Consider the following 22,538-nt stretch of genomic DNA (forward strand, 5'->3'; position numbering starts at 1 on the left):
AATTTTTATGAGTAAACTTGAAATGCAGCAGTGTGTGCTGGGCCAGGTGTTTACCAACTGCTATTTTTTGAAAAATAAAGAGACCGGAGAACTGCTGATCGTAGATCCGGGAGACTATGCAGAAAAAGTTTTTCAGAAAGTATCTCTTATGCAGGGAAAACCGGTGGGAATCCTTCTGACACATGGTCATTTTGATCACATCATGGCTGTAAAGAAAGTGAAGGAAAAATATCAGATTCCGGTTTATGCATGCAGGCAGGAAGAAGCAATGCTGGCAGAGCCCACGATAAATATGACTGCTGTTTATGGAAGTGCCTGTTCAATTAAGCCGGATGTCCTTCTGGATGACGGGCAGATCTTCGAAGCGGCCGGATTTTCCATCCAGATGTTCCACACACCGGGACATACCAAAGGAAGTTGCTGCTATTATATCAAAGAAGAGGGTGTGCTTTTCAGCGGAGATACATTGTTTTGCGGCTCTGTGGGAAGAACCGATTTTCCTGGCGGAAGTTCTGCTGAGATCGTAAGAAGCCTTCACAAGCTTGTGGATACTTTGCCGGAGGATACAGAAGTATTTCCGGGGCATGACGCATCCACAACAATTGGTTACGAAAAGAGGTATAATCCATTTGTATAAGATTGGAATTTTGTTTCAGAACAGAGATTTTGAGCATGATGTGTATGAGCTGATCAAAGCGTTTTATCCCGGGAATGAGATCATTTCTCTTTATGAAGAGGATGATGCGGATTATGATATCCGCTTCCGGGTTTCACGTGATGAAGAAGGGTATACCATCAGTTACAACAACGGAATAGAGAAAAAAACAGCTCATGGGGCTGTGATAGAAGGGCAATCCAGTGGAGAAGCTTCGGATGCCCTTATTTCTTGCAATGATGCCCATGATATCCGCAGGAAAAATAAAGACGCGATCAAATACGCCCTGTATCAGATGCTTTCCAAAGCTACAGGCAAGAAACTTCCATGGGGGAATCTTACAGGCATCCGTCCTGTGAAAATGGCTATGGGAATGCTGGAGTCCGGAATGAAAAATACGGAGATCGCCAGATATATGAGAGATCAGTATCTGGTAAGTCCGGAGAAAACAGCTCTTGCGGTTACCATCGCAAATCGTGAGAGGGATATCCTGAAAAACATTGATTATGAAAACGGTTACAGCCTTTATGTTGGCATTCCTTTCTGTCCGAGTATCTGTCTGTACTGTTCATTCAGTTCCTATCCGCTGGAGAGATGGCGTAAATATGTAGAAGCGTATCTGGACGCTTTGGTAAAGGAAATCCAGGCTGTTTCCGGGATGATGAAAAACCGGAAGCTGGATACGGTCTATATCGGCGGGGGAACACCTACCACGTTGGAACCGGAACAGCTTCGGAGACTTCTTGGCGCGATCACAGAATATTTTCCCTGTGAGGAGCTGGAAGAATTTACGGTTGAGGCAGGAAGACCGGACAGTATAACCTTGGAAAAGCTTCAGGCGATCCGGGAGTTTCCGGTTACCAGGATTTCCGTAAATCCACAGACCATGAATCAGGAAACCCTGGATATCATTGGTAGACGTCATACAGTAGAACAGACAAAGAATGCGTTTCATCTGGCAAGAAAAGCCGGATTCGACAATATCAATATGGATCTGATCGTGGGTCTTCCCGGTGAAGATATCACAAAAGTGCAGCATACACTGGATGAGGTGAAAAATCTCGGGCCGGACAGCCTGACCGTACATTCTCTTGCTGTAAAGCGTGCGGCAAGACTGAATATTTTCCGTGATAAATACCAAGAGATGACCTTTGAAAACAATCAGGAGATCATGAATCTGACTATGAAAACTGCCTACGAGATGGGAATGGGCCCTTATTATCTGTACAGACAGAAGAATATGAAGGGGAATTTTGAGAATGTCGGGTATTCTGAGGTTGACAAAGCAGGGATTTACAATATACTGATTATGGAGGAAAAGCAGCCGATCATCGCACTGGGTGCAGGTGGTTCCTCCAAGCTTGTGTTTGATCACGGACAGCGCATTGAGCGTGTGGAGAATGTGAAGGATGTTGTCAATTATATCACACGTATCGATGAAATGATCGAGAGAAAACGCGAGGGCATTGCAAAATGGCTGTAGACGGAAAGGAGAGACGGATCCTTGAAAAGCGTACAGAAGATAAGTGAAACTACGCAGGACCGGATCCTGGAAATGGATCTTTCCGCAGAGCTGAAACATGGAACTGTTGTCAGTAACCTTGCCTATGATGTGGCAAAGGAGCTTGGTCTTGGTGAGAAAGAATGCTATCAGCTGGCTATTGCCGGAATGCTCCATGATATAGGCAAGCTGAAGCTGGAAGGATACATTAATGGCCAAGAGCAGAATCCGATGGTCATTGAAGAACTGAAATATGTCCGCATGCACTCCACATTAGGTTATGAGATCCTGAAAGACCAGGGATATTCCGATTATGTTCTGGAAAGTATTCTTTATCATCATGAGAATTTTGATGGCAGCGGTTATCCCAGCAACAGAAGCGGAAAGGATATCCCTATGGGTGCAAGGATACTGAGAGTATGTGATGTATATGCGGCTTTGAGTATGGACAGACCATATCGGAAAGCTCTGGAAAAAGATGAAGTTTTAAGACTGATGATCGATGAGATTAAAAACTTTGACATGCAGGTGTTTCTTGCATTTCAGAGGGTGATTCATAAAGGAGGAAACTATGGCATTAAAAAAGAAACCGGTTACAGGAATGAAGGACATTTTACCGAAGGAAATGGCAATCCGTAACTATGTGATGAATATGATCAGAGAGACGTATGGAACCTTTGGTTTTTCCGCGATTGAGACTCCCTGTGTAGAACATATTGAGAATCTCTGCAGCAAGCAGGGCGGTGAAAATGAAAAGCTGATCTTCAAGATCATGAAGAGAGGCGAGAAACTGAAACTGGATACTGCAAAAACAGAGAATGATCTGACAGATTCCGGACTTCGTTATGATCTGACCGTACCGCTTTCCAGATATTATTCCAATAATGCAAACGAGCTTCCGGCTCCGTTTAAGGCACTTCAGATGGGAAATGTATGGAGAGCTGACCGTCCGCAGAGAGGTCGTTTCCGTCAGTTTATGCAGTGTGATATCGATATCCTGGGTGAGCCGACCTATCTTGCCGAGATCGAGCTTGTACTTGCAACAACAACACTTCTTGGAAAACTGGATTTCCATAACTTTACTATCCGTATCAATGACAGAAGAATCCTGAAGGCAATGGCTCAGTACAGCGGATTCCCGACAGAGAGCTTTGATACTGTCTTTATTATTCTTGACAAGATGGATAAGATCGGCATCGAGGGAGTTGCAGAGGAGCTTGAGAAAGAGGGCTTTGCTAAAGAGAGTATTGACACTTATCTTGGACTTTTCCGTGAGATCACCAACGATGTTGAGGGTGTCCGTTATATTAAAGAAAAACTTTCTGATGTTCTGGATGCGGGTATTGCAGAGGATCTTGAAACTATCATCAATACTGTAGAATCTGTAAAAACAGCAGACTTCAAAATGTCCTTTGACCCTACACTGGTACGTGGAATGTCCTATTACACAGGTCCGATCTTTGAGATTTCCATGGATGAGTTCGGCGGAAGCGTCGGTGGAGGCGGACGTTACGATGAGATGATCGGTAAATTTACAGGAAATAATACCTGTGCCTGTGGTTTCTCCATTGGATTTGAGAGAATCGTTATGCTGCTTCTTGAGAGAGGCTATGAGATTCCAACCAAGAATGGCAAGAAAGCATATCTGATCGAGAAGAACATGCCGGCAGACAAGCTTCTGAACATCCTGAAACAGGCAACTGAGGAAAGAAGTGCAGGTACACAGATCAATATCTCTATCATGAAAAAGAACAAAAAATTCCAGAAAGACCAGCTGGCAGCAGATGGTTATACAGAGTATGTAGAATTTTTCAACAGAGACTGAAACTGCCCCGTCTGAAAACGGAGATAGCAGAGTAAATTAAAATGACTATGAAAAAATAGTCAGAGGAGGATAAAGAGATGGCTGAAAGCATGCAGGGACTGCACAGAACCTGCCGATGTGCAGAAGTGACCACAGAGATGGTCGGAAAAGAAGTAACATTAATGGGATGGGTGGCAAAAGCCAGAAATAAAGGAGGTCTTGTATTTGTAGACCTTCGTGACCGTTCCGGGATCATGCAGCTGATTTTTGAGAATGGCAGCATTGACGAGGAAGGTTTTACAAAAGCCGGTAAACTGCGTAGTGAGTTTGTTATTGCTGTAACCGGTACCGTAGAGAAACGTGGAGGAGCAGTAAACGAGAATCTTGCAACTGGCGAGATCGAGCTTCGTGTAAAATCCCTCCGTGTCCTTGCTGAGGCAGATGTTCCTCCATTCCCGATCGAAGAGAATAGCAAGACAAAAGATGAGATTCGCCTTAAATATCGTTATCTTGATTTAAGAAGACCGGATCTTCAGAGAAATATCATGATGAAGAGCAAGGTTGCCCAGCTTACAAGACAGTTCTTTACAGAAGAGGGATTTCTTGAGATCGAGACACCGATGCTTGGAAAGAGTACTCCTGAGGGAGCCAGAGACTATCTGGTACCATCACGTGTTCATCCGGGAAGCTTCTATGGCCTTCCACAGTCTCCGCAGCTGTACAAGCAGCTTCTGATGTGCTCCGGATTTGATCGTTATATCCAGATCGCAAGATGTTTCCGTGATGAGGACCTTCGTGCTGACCGTCAGCCGGAGTTCACACAGATTGATATGGAGCTTTCCTTTGTTGATGTAGACGATGTTATCGATGTTAACGAGAGATATCTTGCATTCCTGTTCAAAGAAGTCCTGGATATCGATGTAAAACTTCCAATCCAGAGAATTACCTGGCAGGAAGCTATGGATCGTTTTGGTTCCGACAAGCCGGATATGCGTTTCGGTATGGAACTTCATGATGTCAGTGATATCGTAAAAGACTGCGAATTTGGTGTGTTCACAGGTGCGCTTGAGAACGGCGGAAGTGTTCGTGGTATCAATGCAGAAGGTCAGGGCGCAATGCCGAGAAAGAAGATTGATAAGCTTGTTGAGTTCGTAAAAGGTTATGGTGCAAAAGGTCTTGCATACATTGCCATTGCAGAGGACGGAACCAGAAAGTCTTCTTTCGCCAAGTTTATGACAGATGAAGAGATGGATGCTCTTGTAAAAGCTATGGACGGTAAGCCGGGAGATCTTCTTCTTTTCGCAGCAGATAAGACAAAATTGGTATACGATGTACTGGGAGCACTCCGTCTTGAGCTTGCAAAACAGATGGATCTTTTAGACAAAAATGAGTATCGTTTCGTATGGGTAACAGAGTTCCCGCTTCTTGAGTGGAGTGAGGAGGAGAATCGTTTTACAGCAATGCACCATCCGTTCACCATGCTTATGGAGGAGGATCTTCCGCTTCTTGACACAGATCCGGGAAAGGTTCGCGCAAAAGCATACGACATCGTTCTTAACGGAAATGAGATTGGCGGCGGCAGCGTGCGTATCCATCAGGATGATATTCAGGAAAGAATGTTTGAGGCACTTGGCTTCACAAAAGAAGCTGCACATGAGCAGTTCGGATTCCTTCTGGATGCCTTCAAATATGGAGTTCCGCCACACGCAGGACTTGCATATGGCCTTGACAGACTTGTTATGCTTATGGCAAAGGCAGATACGATCCGTGATGTTATTGCATTCCCGAAGGTTAAGGATGCATCCTGTCTGATGACTCAGTCCCCTAGCCAGGTAAGTGAGGCGCAGCTTCATGAGCTGGGACTTGACCTTGAGCCGCAGAAAGAAGAGGAAGAATAAAAGATCATGCAGCCGACAATATATACATTTCTGATCGTTTGTCCACTTGTATTTCTTGCCGGATTTGTAGATGCTGTAGCAGGCGGGGGAGGACTGATCTCCCTGCCTGCTTATCTTTTGGCCGGAGTTCCTGTACATAATGCTGTTGCCACCAACAAGCTGTCATCAGCAACAGGAACATTGATCTCAACTGTCCGTTTGTGCAAAAATAAATTTGTGGACTGGTTCTTGGTGCTTCCATGTATTCCAATGGCACTCCTGGGATCTTCCATAGGAGCTCACCTTGCTCTTATAGCCAGTGATAAACTCCTGCGTTATATGCTGATCCCGGTTCTTCCGGTGGTTGCTTTTTATGTGCTGCGCAAGAAAAATATGGATGAGAAGGGTGGCGAGATCGCCAGAAAAAAACAGATCCTGCTCTGTGCCGTATGCTCTCTTGCTGTAGGATGCTACGATGGCTTTTATGGACCAGGAACAGGAACTTTTCTCTTGCTTTTGTTTACAGGATTGGGAAAAATGAGTGTGGCAAAAGCTTCCGGTACCATGAAGGTTACCAACCTCTCTTCCAATGTAGCGGCTCTTGTTGTGTTTCTGCTCAGCGGAAAGATTGTGATCATGCTTGGAATTGCAGCGTCAGTGTTCTCGATCGCAGGACATTATACCGGTGCAGGTATGGTGATGAAAAACGGAAGCCGGATCATACGGCCTATTATTCTTATAGTCCTTGCATTGCTTTTTATAAAGATCATATCCGGAATATAAAAAAGAAGAATATAAAAAACCCGTGAAGATCACGCTTTCCTGTCAGAGAAAGCAGATATTCACGGGTTTTCTTGCTTTTATCCTTTATTCGTTATCTTCGGCAGAATCTTCAGGAACCGGTGAAGCGGTAAGTGTCCCGAAGATAGCATTGCCAAGTTCGGTACCGGCATTCTCAAGCTTCCAGGATGCACCATCATTTATGAGATGGAAGGTAGCAGTAGCAGTTATGGTTGCCTGATTATTTCTGATACTGTCCAGAAGCAGTTCATGTGATTTGTTGTAACGCTTCTGGGAACCATCGATCACTGCATCAGCAGAAGCCAGATAAGTATTCAATTCTTTTTCGTATTGTGTAAGAATGGAATCACTGTCAAATGTGGTGAGCTCTGCATCCACCTCAGCAAGATATCCGGAAACAGAGGTGCTTGATATTTTGTAGTTAAAACAGGAGTGAAACTGTTCCATAAGGGCAGAAGCAATGGCATTTTTTGCCGAATCTGAAGTGTTCAGAATGGAATCCAGCCCCAGATAATTAGCCATCTGCTGTACATCCATCTCCTGAAGTGTTTTCAGATAGACGGTAAGCGTTTCGGCAGGCGGCACAAGATCAGGATCGGACAGATAGGTGATAAGGCCACCGACCAGCTCATTTTCGAGAGAGGAGCTGTGCGTGATCTCCCAGTCAGGTTCTGAAGAAGATCCAAGATTGTTTAGCTGGATGGAAGTATTACGTTCTACAGAACTGTACGTGTTATTCTTGAGAAGCTTGTACAGGAGCAGATAACGCTGCTCCAGGGAATTCCCATTATCATTTTCTTTACCGGAGGCGGTTTCCAGTATTTCTTCCTGAAGGCTTGCAGAAACAAAATCACTGGCAAGAGTCTCAGCGTCCAGAGTAGTAAGCTTAAGCTGCGCAGAAGCATTTTTTCCGTCACTATCAACGGATATACCCAGGATTTTGTAATTGAAATTCTGAAAGAAGAGAGAAAATACTTCCTTTATATCAGCAGAAAGCTCTGTGCTGTCATCAGAATCCGGAAACAGTTCCTGATAGGATATGTACTGCATGGTTGTTTCAGAGTCCAGATTTTTAAGAAGATCCAGATCTTTTTTGATTGCCTTTTCTGCATGATCTTTGGCCGACTGGGAGCAACCACATAAAAAAACTGCAAGAAGAATGGTCATCAAGAAAGCCAGCAGATGTTTCACTGTCTTCATATTGTTCTTTCCTTTCAAAAAAGTTATATGATAATATTCTAGCAGATAAAGCACTGAAAGTCAAAATATCGCAAAAATGGAGAAATCAAGAAAAATGAAAAAAATTTGCAGTTATTATGCTTGCAGTTATGGTTCTGCTCGGAACAAACCAATATCCGATATTAACTGTAAAACCTAGTAAAAAAATTCTGAAAAATGCAAATATACTGTAAAAGTTACTGTTAAGCTGGCTAATCACAAGACTGTAACAAGGACAGTTAAAGTAACAGTTAAATAATCATTATTACATAAAAAAGTCTCCTGGCCACGAAGGAGACTTTTTTTTATGAAAAATCTGTGAAATCTACATCGTTTTCTTCAGGGACTTTTCTTTTCAGGGTGAATCTGCTATGATGTTTGAAGCAACAGATAGTTTCAGTATGATGCTGAGAAAAGGGGACAGATATGAAAAAACGTATTTTGATCGCACTTGGAGTCCTTGTACTTGCAGCCGGTATCGGAGCAGGTGGATGGTATTATTATACACATCATGCAGGGTCCTCAGGAGGCAGTGATATTGTATATGTAACAAAGATAAGTAAGCTTTCGGAAATGGATTCCGGAGTGGAAAACCGATATGCAGGTGTTGTGGAACCGCAGGAAACGGTTCAGATAAAGATCGAAAGCGGCCGAAAGGTAAAAGAAGTTCAGGTAAAGACCGGCCAGGAAGTCAAGAAAGGGCAGCTTCTTTTTCAGTATGATCTTGGAAGTATCCAGCAGAGTCTTCAGGAAGCACAGCTGGCATTGGACCGTCTGAAAAACGAACAGTTAAGTATATCTGATCAGATCACTACACTGGAAGCTGAGAAAAAGAAGGCTACAGCGGATAATCAGCTTTCCTATACAATAGAGATCGAAACACAGAAAATGAATCTCAAGAAGAATGAATATGATCAGAAAAGCAAACAGGCAGAGATCGATAAGCTTTCCCAGGCAACGCAGAATACCGAGGTGCGCAGTGAGATCGATGGAGTGATCCAGAAGATCGATACCTCCAAGATGGGTGGTGATGATTCTAATGGCGTGGAGGATACGTTAACAGAAGGCACGGCGGATTCCACAGATTCCAGTTCCGGAAACGGTTCCGGCAATGCATTTATCACGATCCTGAGCACAGGCGCTTATCGTGTAAAGGGAACGGTAAATGAAATAAACCGTGATTCGATCATAGAGGGGACACCTGTGATCATCCGTTCCAGAGTGGATTCTTCAAAAACCTGGAAGGGCACCATGGGTTCTGTTGACATGGATAATTCTACCAGCAACAGCAATTCGGATATGGCAATGTTCGGAATGTCCAGTGCCAGTGATGATCAGACATCATCTAGTACCTATCCGTTTTATGTGAATCTGGATTCATCTGAGGGTCTGATGCTGGGACAGCATGTTTATATTGAACCGGATGAAGGACAGGATGAGAAGAAGGCCGGTATCTGGCTGAATGATTATTTTATCGTGGATGCGGATACAGACAGCCCATATGTTTGGATCGCAAACGGTCAGAACAAGCTGGAGAAGAGAGATGTCATATTAGGACAGTATGATGAAGATCTTGGGGAATATGAGATCGCAGACGGACTTTCTGAAAAAGATAAGATCGCATTTCCGACAGATGAGCTGAAAGAAGGCATGTCTGTCGCAGAAGGTACTGCAGATCAGACTACAGCGGCTATGTGGGATGATTCTGAGGATGATGAAAGTTCTGATGATTCTGCATACACGGAAAGTGATGGCTCAGAGCCTGAAATGATCGAAGATGGAGCGAGCGACAGTGACATGATGGATGCGACAGACGATATTTCTTCGGGAGATGACCTTGTTCCGATGGAAGGAGCGCCGACAGAATGATTTTGGATTTAAAAGGAATATATAAGGATTATCAACAGGGGAAAATGACTGTACCTGTATTGAAAGATGTAGATTTTTCCATGGAGGAGGGAGAATATGTGGCGATCATGGGCCCTTCCGGTTCCGGAAAGACTACGCTGATGAATATTATCGGATGCCTGGACAAACCTACCAAGGGAACTTTTCTCCTGAATGGAGAAGATATTGCCAAATGTACAGAGAATGAGATGTCAGATATCCGTCTGAAAACGATCGGGTTTGTATTTCAGAGCTTTCATCTCCTTCCAAGACAGAGTGCGCTGACAAATGTGGAACTGCCGCTGAATTATGCAAGGGTTCCCAAAAAGGAGCGCAGGGAACGCGCACGGAAAGCTCTGGAGCGAGTAGGACTTGCTGACAGGGTAGATTTTAAGCCCAACCAGCTTTCCGGAGGACAGATGCAGAGAGTGGCTATTGCAAGAGCAATCGTAAACAACCCCAAGCTTTTGCTGGCAGATGAGCCTACCGGGGCACTGGATACGAAATCGGGAGCACAGGTTATGGAACTGTTTCAGAAGCTGAACGATGAGGGGGTTTCTGTGCTGATGATCACACATGACCCGGAGATCGCGGCACATGCCAAACGGGTTGTTATGATCCGTGACGGTGAGCTGCAGGAAAAGAGGTGATAGAATGAAAGTGGTGAAGAGAGTGATCGTTGGTGTACTGGTTGCGGCATTGGCAGCCGGAGGAATCTACACAGGGCTTATGCATGTGAAAGAATCCAAGGTAACAGAGGTGCCGGTAACCAGCGTCAGCAATCTTCAGACTGACTGGTATTCGGAGACAACACTGGATGGAACCATCACCACAAATGTTTCTCAAAATGTAAATATGGATAAAGATATGATCATCGAGAAAATATATGTATCCCAGGGTGATGATGTAAAAAAAGGCGATAATCTGATCTCCTTTGATATGACACTTGTAGAGATGGAACTGAATATTGCAAAGCTGAAACTGCAGAAGCAGGAGCGGGATCTGACCAAAGCACAGAACCGTCTGACAAGTCTTCAGAATGGAGGTCCCATCGAAGACAATACAGACAGTACTGATGATACGGACCGGAATCTTACAGGTGGTGATACAGGAAGTGACGGAAAAATGACAAATACCGATACACCTTCCGGAAGTGACGGAGACGAGGATATGCAGTCAACTACCGGTTCCGCGGCTACTGCAGATAGCAGCTATCTTGCAGCGGCTTCTTCCAGGCCATTACTTCTCAGTGCCTTTACAGATACAGAAGGAGATATTGAAGATTCCGCAGAGAAAGTTACCGAAGAAATTCCGTCCGGAGAAACGACGGATAGTGAAACAGAGCAGATGACCGGAGATGACACAGCGGATATGGAAGAAGATACAACTGCATCCGATGAGGATCTGATCATGGATCCGACTTATCAGGATCCTACTGCCAATGATATTACAGACGGAGAGACTACGGACTGGGGTTCCGGAGAAGATGATACCCCAATGGTATCTCCGACACCGACTCCCACACTGGGCCCCAATGAACTTCCTGATCCCAATATAACAGAACCGGAAATTCCAGGGATCACAGATGGTGAACCGGAGTTTTATCAGAAACTTGACTATACTTCTCAGCCGTTTACAGGAACCGGTACGGAAGAAGATCCCTATGTTTTTCTTGTAAGCAGTGCCAAAGGCAAAGTTACGGTGATGGGATCTTTTTTTAACAGAATGGCTGGATACAGTGAGGATGGGACCAAAGTGGTCCGGAAAGGCGGCAGCTGGTTCCAGCTGGAATTTCATAAGAATGATACTATTGCGGATTTTCAGGACAGAACACTTTCCTGTACAGGATATTATCTGATCGATGGAAGTCTTCTTGAAAATCCGGTATATATGTATGCGGAAACAGAATTTACACTGGATGAGGCTTCCAAATATGACAAAAATGATGATGAGATACCGGATGACAGCGGTGGTGGAGATGACGGTACTGATGGCACGACCATGTCAAGAGAGGATGCGATCAAGATCCAGAAAAACAAGATCGCAAGTCTGAAACTGGATATTGAGGAAAATAATCTGAAGATTACCAAGCTGGAGAATAAAGTAAAAAACAAGCTGGTAACAAGTAAACTGGATGGAACGGTTGCTTACATCGGAGATGAAGTCACAGGTTCTTATAATGGAGATGCTTTTCTGAAAGTAAAAAGCAAAGATGGTTTTTATGTTACCGGAACGGTCAGCGAACTGATGCTGGATCAGATGAAGGAGGGAACACTTCTTCAGTGTACCAGTTATAATTCCGGCAGCTTTGAGGCGAAGGTACTGAATGTGTCTGATTACCCGGTGAATTCTTCAAATACTAATTATGGTGGAGATTCTAATCCCAATGTATCGTATTACACCTTTAATGCAGAGATCACAGATCGTTCGTTGCAGTTTACCGACCAGGATTATGTGACAGTATCTCTGAAGTCAAACAAACTTGCCAAAGGCAGTCTGGTTGTGATGAAGGCATTTATCCGTACGGAAAATGGAACTAGCTATGTATACAAAGACGTGAAGGGAACACTGAAAAGGCAGCAGATCACAGTGGGAAGCATTGTGAACAGCGGATATTATGCAGTTGTAACCTCAGGCCTGAAATCCGATGATCTTCTTGCTTTCCCATATGGTGATGCCGTGAAGGAAGGAGCCAAGACAAAAGAAGTGACTTTGGATGATATGTACAATGAATAACAGGAAGGAGAAATTTCATGTTTGAAAATATACGCCTGGCTTTTCAGGGAATATGGTCACATAAGATGAGATCCTTTCTGACCATGTTAGGTATTATTATTGGTATTGCATCTATTATTGCAATTGTATCTACGATCAAAGGTACCAGTGAACAGATCAAGGAAGATCTGATCGGGTCCGGAAACAATACCGTGCAGGTTATGCTCTATGACGGAGACAGTACATACGATATGGATTATGGTTCTTACGGAAGCTCGGCCACACCGCCGGTTATTTCTGATTCCCAGAAAACGGCGATCGGAGACTTGGATCATGTAATAAGTTCTACATTTTATTACAGCAGTCAGTCTGCCAGTGTTTATTATAAAAACACTGGCTTTCAGGGCGGAACCGTGTACGGAATTGACAGCAGTTATCTGAAAACGAAGGGATACCTGGTCCAGTCCGGTCGGGGATTTGTACAAAAAGATTATGACAGCTACCGAAAGGTTGCCCTTGTGGATTCCAATGCTGCACAGAATATTTTCGGAAGTGAGAGCCCTGTAGGGAAAACCATTGAGGTGGGATCAGAACCGTACATCATTGTAGGCGTGATCACTCAGAGCGAGGACAGCATGCCAAAGATCAATACGATTTCTGAGTACGAGGAATATTCGCAGACGATCATGGGAAGCGTGATGATCCCGGATACAACCTGGCCTGTTGCATTTAAATTTGATCAGCCGCAAAATGTGACAGTCCGTGCAGACAGCACAGATAATATGAGTTCTGTAGGAAAAGCAGCAGAGGATGTTCTGAATACAGGGATCCAGAATGAAAAAAACAAATCGAACTTTAAATATAAAGCGGAAGACATTATGGAGAAGGTCAAGAATCTCCAGAAGCTCAGCGAAAGTACCAATCAGCAGCTGATCTGGATTGCAAGTATCTCCCTGCTTGTTGGTGGTATCGGTGTTATGAATATCATGCTTGTATCTGTCACAGAACGTACTAGTGAGATCGGACTGAAAAAAGCTATCGGAGCAAGAAAAAAAGTGATCCTGGGGCAGTTTCTGACGGAAGCTTCGGTGCTGACCAGTATCGGAGGAATTATTGGTGTGATCCTTGGAATCATCCTGTCAAAAATCGTGTCTCAGGTGTCCGGAGCACCAACAGCCATCAGCGTTCCGTCTATCATCGGCTCTGTGGTGTTTTCCATGCTGATCGGTCTCATCTTTGGATTACTGCCATCTGTAAAGGCGTCTAATCTTAATCCGATCGATGCACTTCGCAGTGAATAAAGTATCCTTCATGTTTTACGAAACTCTGAGGTCTTTATTTAGTCACTTTTGCTGTATATAGGGCAAAAAAAGAAAGTATAAATAGAGTTTTTACAGGTTTTTCAGAGATAACAAAAAAATCGTAGCAGAATCTCAGGATCATGTGCTATAATACATCATAAGTGGGCAAATATTAAAACAGAAGGAGATAATTTCATGAAGGTTTTGGAAGGTAAATCTGTATTTTCCGGTATTGCGATCGGTAAGATCTCAATCCTCCAGAAAGTTGACACCAGTGTTAAACGTGTTCACGTGGAGGATCCGGAAGAAGAGGTAAAGCGTGTGGAGGCAGCCAGAGAGCAGGCTGTGGCACAACTTCAGAAGCTTTATGACAAGGCTCTTCAGGAAGTTGGAGAGTCCGGAGCGGCAATCTTTGAGGTTCATCAGATGATGCTGGATGATGATGACTATCTGGATTCCATTCACAACATTATCCGTACAGAATCTGTAAACGCAGAATATGCGGTTGCAACAACTGGTGATAACTTCTCATCAATGTTCGCACAGATGGACGACGATTATATGAAAGCAAGAGCAGCTGATGTGAAGGATATCTCAGACCGTCTGGTACGGGTGCTTTCCGGCCATGGAGATGGAGAGCTTGAAGCATCCGAGCCGGTGATCGTAGTTGCAGAGGATCTTGCACCAAGTGAGACTGTACAGATGGATAAGAGCAAGGTTCTTGCTTTTGTCACAAGAAAAGGCTCTTCTAACTCACATACTGCGATTCTTGCGAGAACCATGAATATTCCGGCGCTGATCAATATTGAATACGATGAGTCCATGGACGGTAAGATGGCAGTCGTAGACGGAAAGAGCGGAAATCTGATCATTGAGCCGGATGCAGAGACCCTTAAAAAATATGAGGATATGCGTGTCGATGAACTTGCACAGCGTGCAATGCTCAAAGAACTGAAAGGTAAAGAAACTGTTACCAAGAGCGGCCGTAAGCTCCACCTCTATGCCAACATTGGAAGTACAGGTGATGTTGCGAATGTACTTGCCAATGATGCGGAAGGCATCGGACTTTTCCGGAGTGAGTTCGTATACCTGGAGAAAGAAGATTATCCTACAGAGGAAGAACAGTTCCAGGTTTACAAGACTGTAGCTCAGAATATGGCCGGCAAAAAAGTTATCATTCGTACTCTGGATATCGGAGCAGACAAGCAGATCGATTATTTTAATATGGCGCATGAGGAGAACCCTGCAATGGGATATCGTGCGATCCGTATCTGCCTGGACCGTCCGGAAGTATTTAAGACACAGCTGAGAGCACTTTTCCGCGCAAGCATGTTCGGAAACATTTCCATCATGTATCCGATGATCATCTCTGTAACAGAGGTGAAGCAGATCAAGGCCATTGTAGCAGAAGTGAAAGCAGAGCTTAAGGAACAGGGGATCCCGTTCCGTGATGACGTGGAGCAGGGTATCATGATCGAGACTCCGGCTGCGGTTATGATCAGTGATCTTCTTGCAAAAGAGGTTGATTTCTTCAGTATCGGAACCAATGATCTGACTCAGTATACACTGGCTATTGACCGTCAGAATGCAAAGCTTGACAACATTTATGATTCCCATCATGAGGCAGTTCTCCGTATGATCCAGATGGTTGTGGACAATGCACACAAAGAAGGTATCTGGGCCGGAATCTGCGGTGAGCTTGGTGCAGATACTACACTTACTGAGAGATTTGTAGAGATGGGACTGGACGAGTTGTCCGTATCTCCGACATTTGTTCTTCCGGTTCGAAAGATCGTTAGAGAGATGAAATAAAACACAGATCATAAATAGATAAGGATATTTTTGATAAATAGTGTGACAGCTGCTGTGCATAAATATTTGTATGGCAGCTGTTTTTTAGTGGTAATATTCTGCGGGATTTTCATGGAAAATTTCCAATTGTGGTATAGAAAAAAATATGATACACTAACATCATGGCTTTTTACAGCAGTTCAAAGAATTAGTCCATCAGGGGCTGATGCATTAATTCTTTGAACTGTGAGATAACAGACCAGGAGGAGAGAAAGAATGGGCAAAATTGCCATTGTAACAGACAGCAACAGCGGTATCACACAGGCACAGGCAGAAGAGCTTGGCGTTTATGTGATCCCGATGCCGTTTTATATTAATGAAAAAATGTATCTTGAAGGTGTAACTCTTACTCAGGAAGAGTTTTATGAGAAGCTTAAGAAGGATGAACCAATCTCTACATCTCAGCCAAGTCCGGCTGATCTCTGTGATCTGTGGGACAAACTGCTGAGAGATTATGAAGAGATCATTCACATTCCAATGTCAAGCGGATTGAGTGCATCCTGTTCTACTGCGATGGGACTTGCTATTGATTATAATGGTCGTGTTCAGGTAGTGGACAATCAGCGGATTTCCGTAACACAGAGACAGTCTGTAATGGATGCTAAGATGCTTGCTGAGGCGGGAAAAAGTGCCGCAGAGATCAAGAAGATCCTTACGGATCAGAAACTCGATTCCAGCATTTATATCACACTTGACACCTTGAAATATCTGAAAAAAGGTGGCAGGATCACACCGGCAGCCGCAGCCATCGGAACAGTTCTGAATCTGAAGCCTGTACTTCAGATCCAGGGAGAGAAGCTGGATGCCTATGCTAAGGTTCGTGGCAAGAAGCAGGCCAAACGTGCCATGCTGAAGGCAATGAAGAATGATTGGGAAACACGTTTTAAGGAATATGCATCCGACGGTGAGATGTGTCTTCAGGCTGCTTATGCAGGAAATCTGGAAGAAGCAGAAGAATTTAAAAAAGAGATCCAGGAGGTATTTCCGGGAATGGAGATACATATGGATCCCCTTTCCTTAAGTGTTGCCTGCCATATCGGTTATGGTGCCCTTGCAGTCGCATGTTCAAGAAAAGTGACATTATAAGCATAAAATACAGAAATAAAGATATGAGGAGTTTGAAACATGAAAAAGATTATGGAACAGATGGCGGAAGAACTTTCCACCGCATTTGAAAAAGCAGGTTATGATCCATCCTACGGAAAAGTTACTGTTTCCAACAGACCAGACTTATGTGAGTATCAGTGTAACGGTGCTATGGCAGGAGCCAAAGCATATCACAAGGCACCGTTTATGATCGCTGATGATGTGGTAGCACAGCTGTCAGACAGCCAGATCTTTTCCAGAGCAGAAGTTGTAAAGCCTGGATTTATCAACCTGGATGTGAAACCGGAATTTGTTGCAGAATACATGAATAAGATGGCAGAGGATGAGAAGCTTTCTGTTGAGACTGCCAAGGATCCGAAGACGATCATTATCGACTATGGCGGACCAAACGTTGCCAAGCCGCTTCACGTAGGACATCTCCGTTCTGCGATCATCGGTGAGAGCATCAAGCGTATCGGACGTTTTGTAGGACATAAGGTGATCGGTGATGTACATCTTGGAGACTGGGGCCTTCAGATGGGACTGATCATCACCGAGCTGAAACACCGGAAACCGGAGCTGGTATATTTTGATGACAGCTTTACCGGTGAATATCCGGCAGAGGCACCGTTTACCATCAGCGAGCTGGAAGAAATCTATCCATGTGCCAGTGGGAAATCAAAAGAGGATGAGGCTTACCGTAATGAGGCACTGGAGGCAACCCATCTTCTTCAGCAGGGCAAACCCGGATACATGGCTCTCTGGAACCACATCATGAATGTATCTGTAACAGACCTGAAGAGAAACTACGCGAACCTGAATGTAGACTTTGACCTCTGGAAAAAAGAATCCGATGCACAGCCGTACATCCCGGATATGGTAGAGGATATGAAGAAGAGAGGATTTGCCTATGAGGATCAGGGCGCTCTTGTTGTAGATGTAAAAGAAGAGAATGATACCAAGGAGATCCCTCCATGTATGCTTCTGAAATCAGACGGAGCTTCTCTCTATACAACCACAGATCTTGCTACTATCGTAGAGCGTATGAAACTTTTTCAGCCGGATGAGATCCTTTATGTTGTTGACAAGCGTCAGGAGCTGCATTTTATTCAGGTATTCCGCTGCGCAAGAAAAACTGGTCTTGTAAATCCGGAGACCAAGCTTTCCTTCCTTGGTTTCGGTACCATGAATGGAAAAGACGGTAAACCGTTTAAGACAAGAGAAGGCGGTGTTATGCGTCTGGAGAACCTGATCGCAGATATTGATGAGGAAATGTATCGTAAGATCGTGGAGAATCGCAGTGTAAAAGATAAAGATGCAAAGGATACTGCCAAGATCGTAGGACTTTCCGCAATCAAATACGGAGATCTTTCCAACCAGGCGACCAAGGATTACATCTTTGATGTTGACCGCTTTACATCCTTTGAGGGAAATACAGGTCCGTATATCCTTTATACTATCGTTCGTATTAAGTCGATCCTGAACCGTTATGTGCAGGAAGGAGGAGATTTAAGTGCAGGTAAGATCCTTCCGGCAGTCAATGCCAGTGAGAAGAACCTGATGCTTCAGCTTTCCGGCTTTGCAGCAATGGTTGAGAACGCTTTTGAAGAAAAAGCACCACATAAGATCTGTGCATATATCTATGAGGTATCCAATGCATTTAACAGCTTTTACCATGAGACTAAGATCTTAAGCGAAGAGAATCAGGCACAGAAGGAATCCTTCCTTCAGCTGCTTCAGCTTACAAGAAGAGTACTTGAGACAAGCATCGATCTTCTTGGATTCTCTGCACCGGATCGTATGTAAGGTATAGTTTTACAGATACAAACACTATAAATAATGACAGACCGCCGGATAAAGAGACATTTTTTGTCTGCTATATTCGGCGGACTTTTTATATAGAAAGTTCTTTGCAAAAGGAACAGGATGTGCTATAATAGAACTCGTCTTAAATGAGGGCAGATCACGAATTTCTGCCTGACTATAAGCTATCTGATTTTTTTCAAACCGGAATTCACCGGATTATCCCAAATCAATAAGAAATGTAATCATAAATATTGTCTGACAGAAATGAGAGGAAGGTGATCTGTCTGATCGGAAATGTTCTGAAAGAACGTTATTGTATTGTGGAACAACTTGGACATGGCGGAGGTGGAAGCCTTTATCTGGCAAAAGATATGGAGCTTGGTATCTGTCGTGCAGTGAAAGAGATACCAATCGCAAAGAAAAAAGAAGCCAGACTCATGCAGTATCTGGAATATCCTGCAATACCGAAGATTATCGATTATATGGAAACAGGGGAGTACTGTTATCTGATCATGGAATATATCAAGGGTCAGTCGCTGGGAGAACTTCTCCGTTCAGGGAAACGGTTTTCTTTACGGGAAATCCTTGCTCTGGGAAAGGAGATTGCCAGAGTATTGGAATATCTTCACAGTCGGAAGCCACCGGTCTGTTACGGGGATCTGAAACCGGATAATCTTATGTTTTCTGAAACCGGGCATCTGTATCTGATAGATCTTGGAAGTGCCATGTTCGATCATGGAAAAATAAAACAGATTTGTGAAGGAACGAAAGGCTATGCGGCGCCGGAGCAGTATCAGGGCTACTTAAGACCGGGAAGTGATATTTATGCTCTGGGGAAGACCCTGGAAAAACTTTGCAGAAAAAAGAAATGGCAGTGGATTTTATATCCGGATTTTTTCTGGTTTCTGTTCCGATGTACCAGAAAACAGGAAAAATACCGATATTCAGATATGTCAGTGGTTCAGAAGAAAATCCAAAAGCTGGAAAACAGATATCGGACGATCACCTGGAGAAAACGATTTTTGGAAGCGGTAGCTGCGGGGATTTTGATAGGAACACTGCTTTTGATAGCAGGAACACTGAAACCGGAAGAGTTTTCTATTGTGATCTCAGAAGTAACAGATTTATATTACGAAGCCAGACAGTATCCGGAAGACTCAAAAGGTCGGAAAAAGTGCTGTATTGAAGCAGAAAAGAAACTGCAGAAGTTAAACAGAAATTATGGAGAAAAGGAGCAGCAGCGTCGTATTGAACTGCTGCTGGCATGTAATGCGGAGCTTTTGGATGAACCGGAAAAAGCAGCTTTGTATTATGAAAATCTTCTTCTGTATGATGCAGAATATCCTGTGGCCTACGGAGAATATGGGATGTTTCTTATTCGGACCGGTCAGAAAGAGGCCAGCAGAAAGTTGTGGGAAGATTATAAAAAGAAAGAAAAAGCAAAATTATTGGATGATAGTGAGAGCAGAAATCTGAAGCTTTGGGAGGAGATCAATGAGAAAAAGAAGAGAAAGTGATCAACAAAAACCAAAAGAAACGGAAATCTCCAGTGAGAGAATCTGTTGTATTGTTTTGTTTCTGGTGGTCTTATGCAGCTGGATGATTCCTTCTAATGCTGTTTATGGATTTGATGTGTCAGGGATGGACAGTTTTGATACCGGCGGATTTGATATGAATGTGGGAGAAGGAACCGGACAGCTGCCGGAAGACTGGGAAGAAAGCTATGCAGGAGAAGGAAGTGATGACAGTAATTGGAACAGAGAAGAAGGAAATACTGAGGAGCATTCCGCTGCCTGGGCAGAATCAGAAAATGATCAGGAGGAGTCTGCACAATGGAATTTAGATTTTCAGACAGATGAGGCACGTTCTCAGGAAGAAAGCCTTATGGAAAATGGAAATATTCCGGAAGAAGCAGATATAGCTGATACGCCTGCGGAAAAACTGACGGAAACGCCGATACCAACAAAACTGCCAATACTGACTGAACAACCGATCCCTATACAGACAGTGGCAGCAAGTCCATCTGTAACGTTGACTCAAAAACCAGTTCGAAAGTCAGCAACAGATGCATCAAAGGGGGAGAAGAAGCAAAATCCGGCATTATCTTACTATCAGACAGAACCAACAGGAACGCCGGATAAGAAAAGAGAAAAAGAGCAAAAACCGGTGATCCGAATGAAAACAGACGGTAACAGGATCCGGATAGAGATCAGTCCGGATATTCCGTTCCAGATCCTTTCATTTCGGATCAATGGAAAAGAATGTGATTTTTACTGGCAAGGAAAAAAGCTTCTGGCGGAATTACCGAAAAAAAGCAGAAATTCCTGGAAAGCAGAACTCCTGGGTTTTGTGAAATCCGGTAAGCTGTACTATGAAAGCATGGACTTACCAGAAAAACAGTGATACAATAGGCATACTTGCTGATTATTTTATACAATAGGAGGAATTTATGTATAAGGCAATCTTTTTTGATCTTGACGGAACACTAACAGAATCCGGAGAGGGGATTACGAAATCCGTACAGTATGCACTGGAGAAGCTTGGAGTTTCAGCACCGGATCTGGAGCCACTGAAAGTTTTTGTGGGTCCGCCGCTTCTGGAACAGTTTATGAAATATGCGGGATTTGATAAAGAGACAGCGCAGAAGGGAATTGAATATTACAGAGAGAGATATTCAGAAAAAGGAATGTATGAGAACACTGTTTATCCGGGCGTGGAAAACACTCTGGCAGAACTGAAACGTCGTGGCTACAGACTGGCTGTGGCGTCTGCGAAACCGACCTTTTATGTGACACAGATCATGGACCATTTTAATCTGAGCCGGTATTTTGAGGTGATTGCCGGGACGGATCTAAATGGACCGAAAGTAACCAAATCCCAGGTGATCGAGGAAGCTCTGGAAAGAATGAGTCTTTCTGATCACCGTGACCAGGTGATCATGGTGGGTGACAGAGAACATGACATTCTTGGAGCCAGACGATGCGGGATCCAGTGTGTGGCTGTATCTTACGGATATGGAAGCAGAGAAGAACTGGAAAAGGCACAGCCTCTTCAGATCGTAGCTTCCGCAGATGAACTTCTGAATTTTTTCGTCTGACCCCTCTGCACAGACAGAATATTTTTCAAATAGTGTGGAGGGAGCTTTATCCGGCAGGAATCCATTATCTTATCGGACAGATCCTCGGAAGTGCCGTGCTTCTCTGGCTGGCAGGGCATGTCGGCAACGTACAGGAAAGGTATTATAGTTATACGCTGGTGATCACCGGACTTACCGGAGTGCTGGTCATGTTTCCGGCAGTATATTTTTATCGAAAGGATCGTATAGGAAGGCTGATCGGCGGTTTGACTTCCGTTGAGGAACAACGGCTATCTATTCCTGAAATGCTGCTTCTTCTTGCAGCTGGAGCCGGATTTGCCCAATATGCCAATGTGCTGGTGGCAATCCTGCAGAACTGGATCTCATCCAGCTATGGAGAGACGATGACGAAGATCACCTCAGGAAAGAGTTTATTTATGATGATCTTTTGGATGGGAATCATAGCGCCTGTTGCGGAAGAAATGATCTTTCGCTGGCTGATCTATCTGCGACTTCGGGATCACTTTTCTGTACTGTTTTCCGCTGTGATCTCTGCGGCGTTTTTCGGAATTTATCACGGAAATGTCCTGCAGGCTGTGTATGCGTTTGTTCTGGGAGGAATTTCTGCGTGGTTTCTGGAGATGGGCGGTAATAAGTGGACCAGCGTGCTGATGCACATCGGAGCCAATACCTGGATACTTATTTTCAGTGAATATGCCCAGACTCTGGTGGAAAAAGCCGGAGCAGGAAGCCTTCTGATGATATATGGTGTTTTTGCGGCAGCGATGGTCGGAGGATATCAGTATTTTGCACGCCGGGGAGAAAAACGTGGCTACCGGGCTGTCTGATCCGATGTGGATCACGAATGTCTGCTCGCTACTGGCTCAGGCAGAGTGATAGATGAATATTTGCTTTACAGAGAATCTGTAGTGGGATCATAGTATAGGGATGCCATTACAG

Annotated in this window: 18 protein-coding genes; 17 read left to right on the forward strand and 1 reads right to left on the reverse strand. The window is 44.1% G+C overall.

Annotation, left to right across the window (positions count from 1 at the left end; all coding sequences use genetic code 11):
• Positions 1-7 precede the first annotated feature (7 nt).
• The 6 genes from EYS05_RS13760 to EYS05_RS13785 all read left to right on the forward strand — a co-directional run bounded on the left by EYS05_RS13760 (position 8) and on the right by EYS05_RS13785 (position 6,620).
• Entirely contained in the window at positions 8-637 is a 630-nt protein-coding gene (locus tag EYS05_RS13760) for an MBL fold metallo-hydrolase (protein WP_118608501.1), read from the forward strand.
• Positions 585-2,138, forward strand: a complete 1,554-nt coding sequence (gene hemZ / locus EYS05_RS13765; protein ID WP_138277363.1) for a coproporphyrinogen dehydrogenase HemZ — start codon at positions 585-587, stop codon at positions 2,136-2,138. Before EYS05_RS13760 ends, hemZ begins: the two co-directional genes overlap by 53 nt.
• A 21-nt stretch (positions 2,139-2,159) precedes the next feature.
• Positions 2,160-2,795 (forward strand): HD-GYP domain-containing protein, encoded by a 636-nt coding sequence (locus tag EYS05_RS13770; RefSeq protein WP_306466225.1) that lies wholly within the window; start codon positions 2,160-2,162, stop codon positions 2,793-2,795.
• Positions 2,728-3,981, forward strand: a complete 1,254-nt coding sequence (hisS, locus tag EYS05_RS13775; RefSeq protein ID WP_118608503.1) for a histidine--tRNA ligase — start codon at positions 2,728-2,730, stop codon at positions 3,979-3,981. The genes EYS05_RS13770 and hisS overlap by 68 nt, the downstream gene beginning before the upstream one ends.
• Before the next feature lie 77 nt (positions 3,982-4,058).
• Positions 4,059-5,858, forward strand: a complete 1,800-nt coding sequence (gene aspS, locus EYS05_RS13780; protein ID WP_138277364.1) for an aspartate--tRNA ligase — start codon at positions 4,059-4,061, stop codon at positions 5,856-5,858.
• Positions 5,859-5,864: 6 nt separating this feature from the next.
• A complete protein-coding gene (locus tag EYS05_RS13785; RefSeq protein WP_173753132.1) occupies positions 5,865-6,620 on the forward strand; it encodes a sulfite exporter TauE/SafE family protein in 756 nt (251 codons plus the stop codon).
• Between the two features lie 84 nt (positions 6,621-6,704).
• On the opposite strand, the gene EYS05_RS13790 is transcribed toward EYS05_RS13785, so the two are convergent.
• Entirely contained in the window at positions 6,705-7,838 is a 1,134-nt protein-coding gene (locus EYS05_RS13790; RefSeq protein WP_138277365.1) for a hypothetical protein, read from the reverse strand.
• A 444-nt stretch (positions 7,839-8,282) separates the two neighbouring features.
• Between EYS05_RS13790 and EYS05_RS13795 the strand changes: the two genes are divergently transcribed.
• From EYS05_RS13795 to EYS05_RS13845, 11 genes are all read left to right on the forward strand, one after another.
• Positions 8,283-9,725 carry an efflux RND transporter periplasmic adaptor subunit gene (locus EYS05_RS13795; RefSeq protein ID WP_138277366.1) on the forward strand — a complete coding sequence of 481 codons (1,443 nt, stop codon included), beginning with the start codon at positions 8,283-8,285 and terminating at the stop codon, positions 9,723-9,725.
• A complete protein-coding gene (locus EYS05_RS13800) occupies positions 9,722-10,393 on the forward strand; it encodes an ABC transporter ATP-binding protein (protein ID WP_015524653.1) in 672 nt (223 codons plus the stop codon). Before EYS05_RS13795 ends, EYS05_RS13800 begins: the two co-directional genes overlap by 4 nt.
• Positions 10,394-10,397: 4 nt before the next feature.
• On the forward strand, positions 10,398-12,479 hold the full coding sequence (locus EYS05_RS13805; protein ID WP_138277367.1) for a hypothetical protein: 2,082 nt from the start codon (positions 10,398-10,400) through the stop codon (positions 12,477-12,479).
• A gap of 17 nt (positions 12,480-12,496) precedes the next feature.
• Positions 12,497-13,759, forward strand: coding sequence for an ABC transporter permease (locus tag EYS05_RS13810; protein ID WP_138277368.1), 1,263 nt, complete (start codon positions 12,497-12,499; stop codon positions 13,757-13,759).
• 195 nt (positions 13,760-13,954) lie between these two features.
• Entirely contained in the window at positions 13,955-15,571 is a 1,617-nt protein-coding gene (ptsP, locus tag EYS05_RS13815; protein WP_138277369.1) for a phosphoenolpyruvate--protein phosphotransferase, read from the forward strand.
• A gap of 255 nt (positions 15,572-15,826) precedes the next feature.
• Complete coding sequence (locus EYS05_RS13820) at positions 15,827-16,696, forward strand: DegV family protein (protein ID WP_118623709.1); 870 nt, start codon at positions 15,827-15,829, stop codon at positions 16,694-16,696.
• A gap of 39 nt (positions 16,697-16,735) precedes the next feature.
• On the forward strand, positions 16,736-18,502 hold the full coding sequence (gene argS, locus EYS05_RS13825) for an arginine--tRNA ligase (RefSeq protein ID WP_138277370.1): 1,767 nt from the start codon (positions 16,736-16,738) through the stop codon (positions 18,500-18,502).
• 275 nt (positions 18,503-18,777) lie between these two features.
• A complete protein-coding gene (locus tag EYS05_RS13830; RefSeq protein WP_243119116.1) occupies positions 18,778-20,019 on the forward strand; it encodes a serine/threonine protein kinase in 1,242 nt (413 codons plus the stop codon).
• Positions 19,997-20,905 (forward strand): hypothetical protein, encoded by a 909-nt coding sequence (locus tag EYS05_RS13835; protein ID WP_118623715.1) that lies wholly within the window; start codon positions 19,997-19,999, stop codon positions 20,903-20,905. Before EYS05_RS13830 ends, EYS05_RS13835 begins: the two co-directional genes overlap by 23 nt.
• A gap of 46 nt (positions 20,906-20,951) precedes the next feature.
• Positions 20,952-21,599 (forward strand): HAD family hydrolase, encoded by a 648-nt coding sequence (locus EYS05_RS13840; protein ID WP_118063528.1) that lies wholly within the window; start codon positions 20,952-20,954, stop codon positions 21,597-21,599.
• Between the two features lie 32 nt (positions 21,600-21,631).
• Entirely contained in the window at positions 21,632-22,426 is a 795-nt protein-coding gene (locus tag EYS05_RS13845) for a CPBP family intramembrane glutamic endopeptidase (protein ID WP_243119117.1), read from the forward strand.
• Positions 22,427-22,538 lie beyond the last annotated feature (112 nt).

It is taken from the genome of Blautia sp. SC05B48, assembly GCF_005848555.1.
In the GTDB taxonomy this organism is placed as follows: Bacteria; Bacillota; Clostridia; order Lachnospirales; family Lachnospiraceae; genus Blautia_A.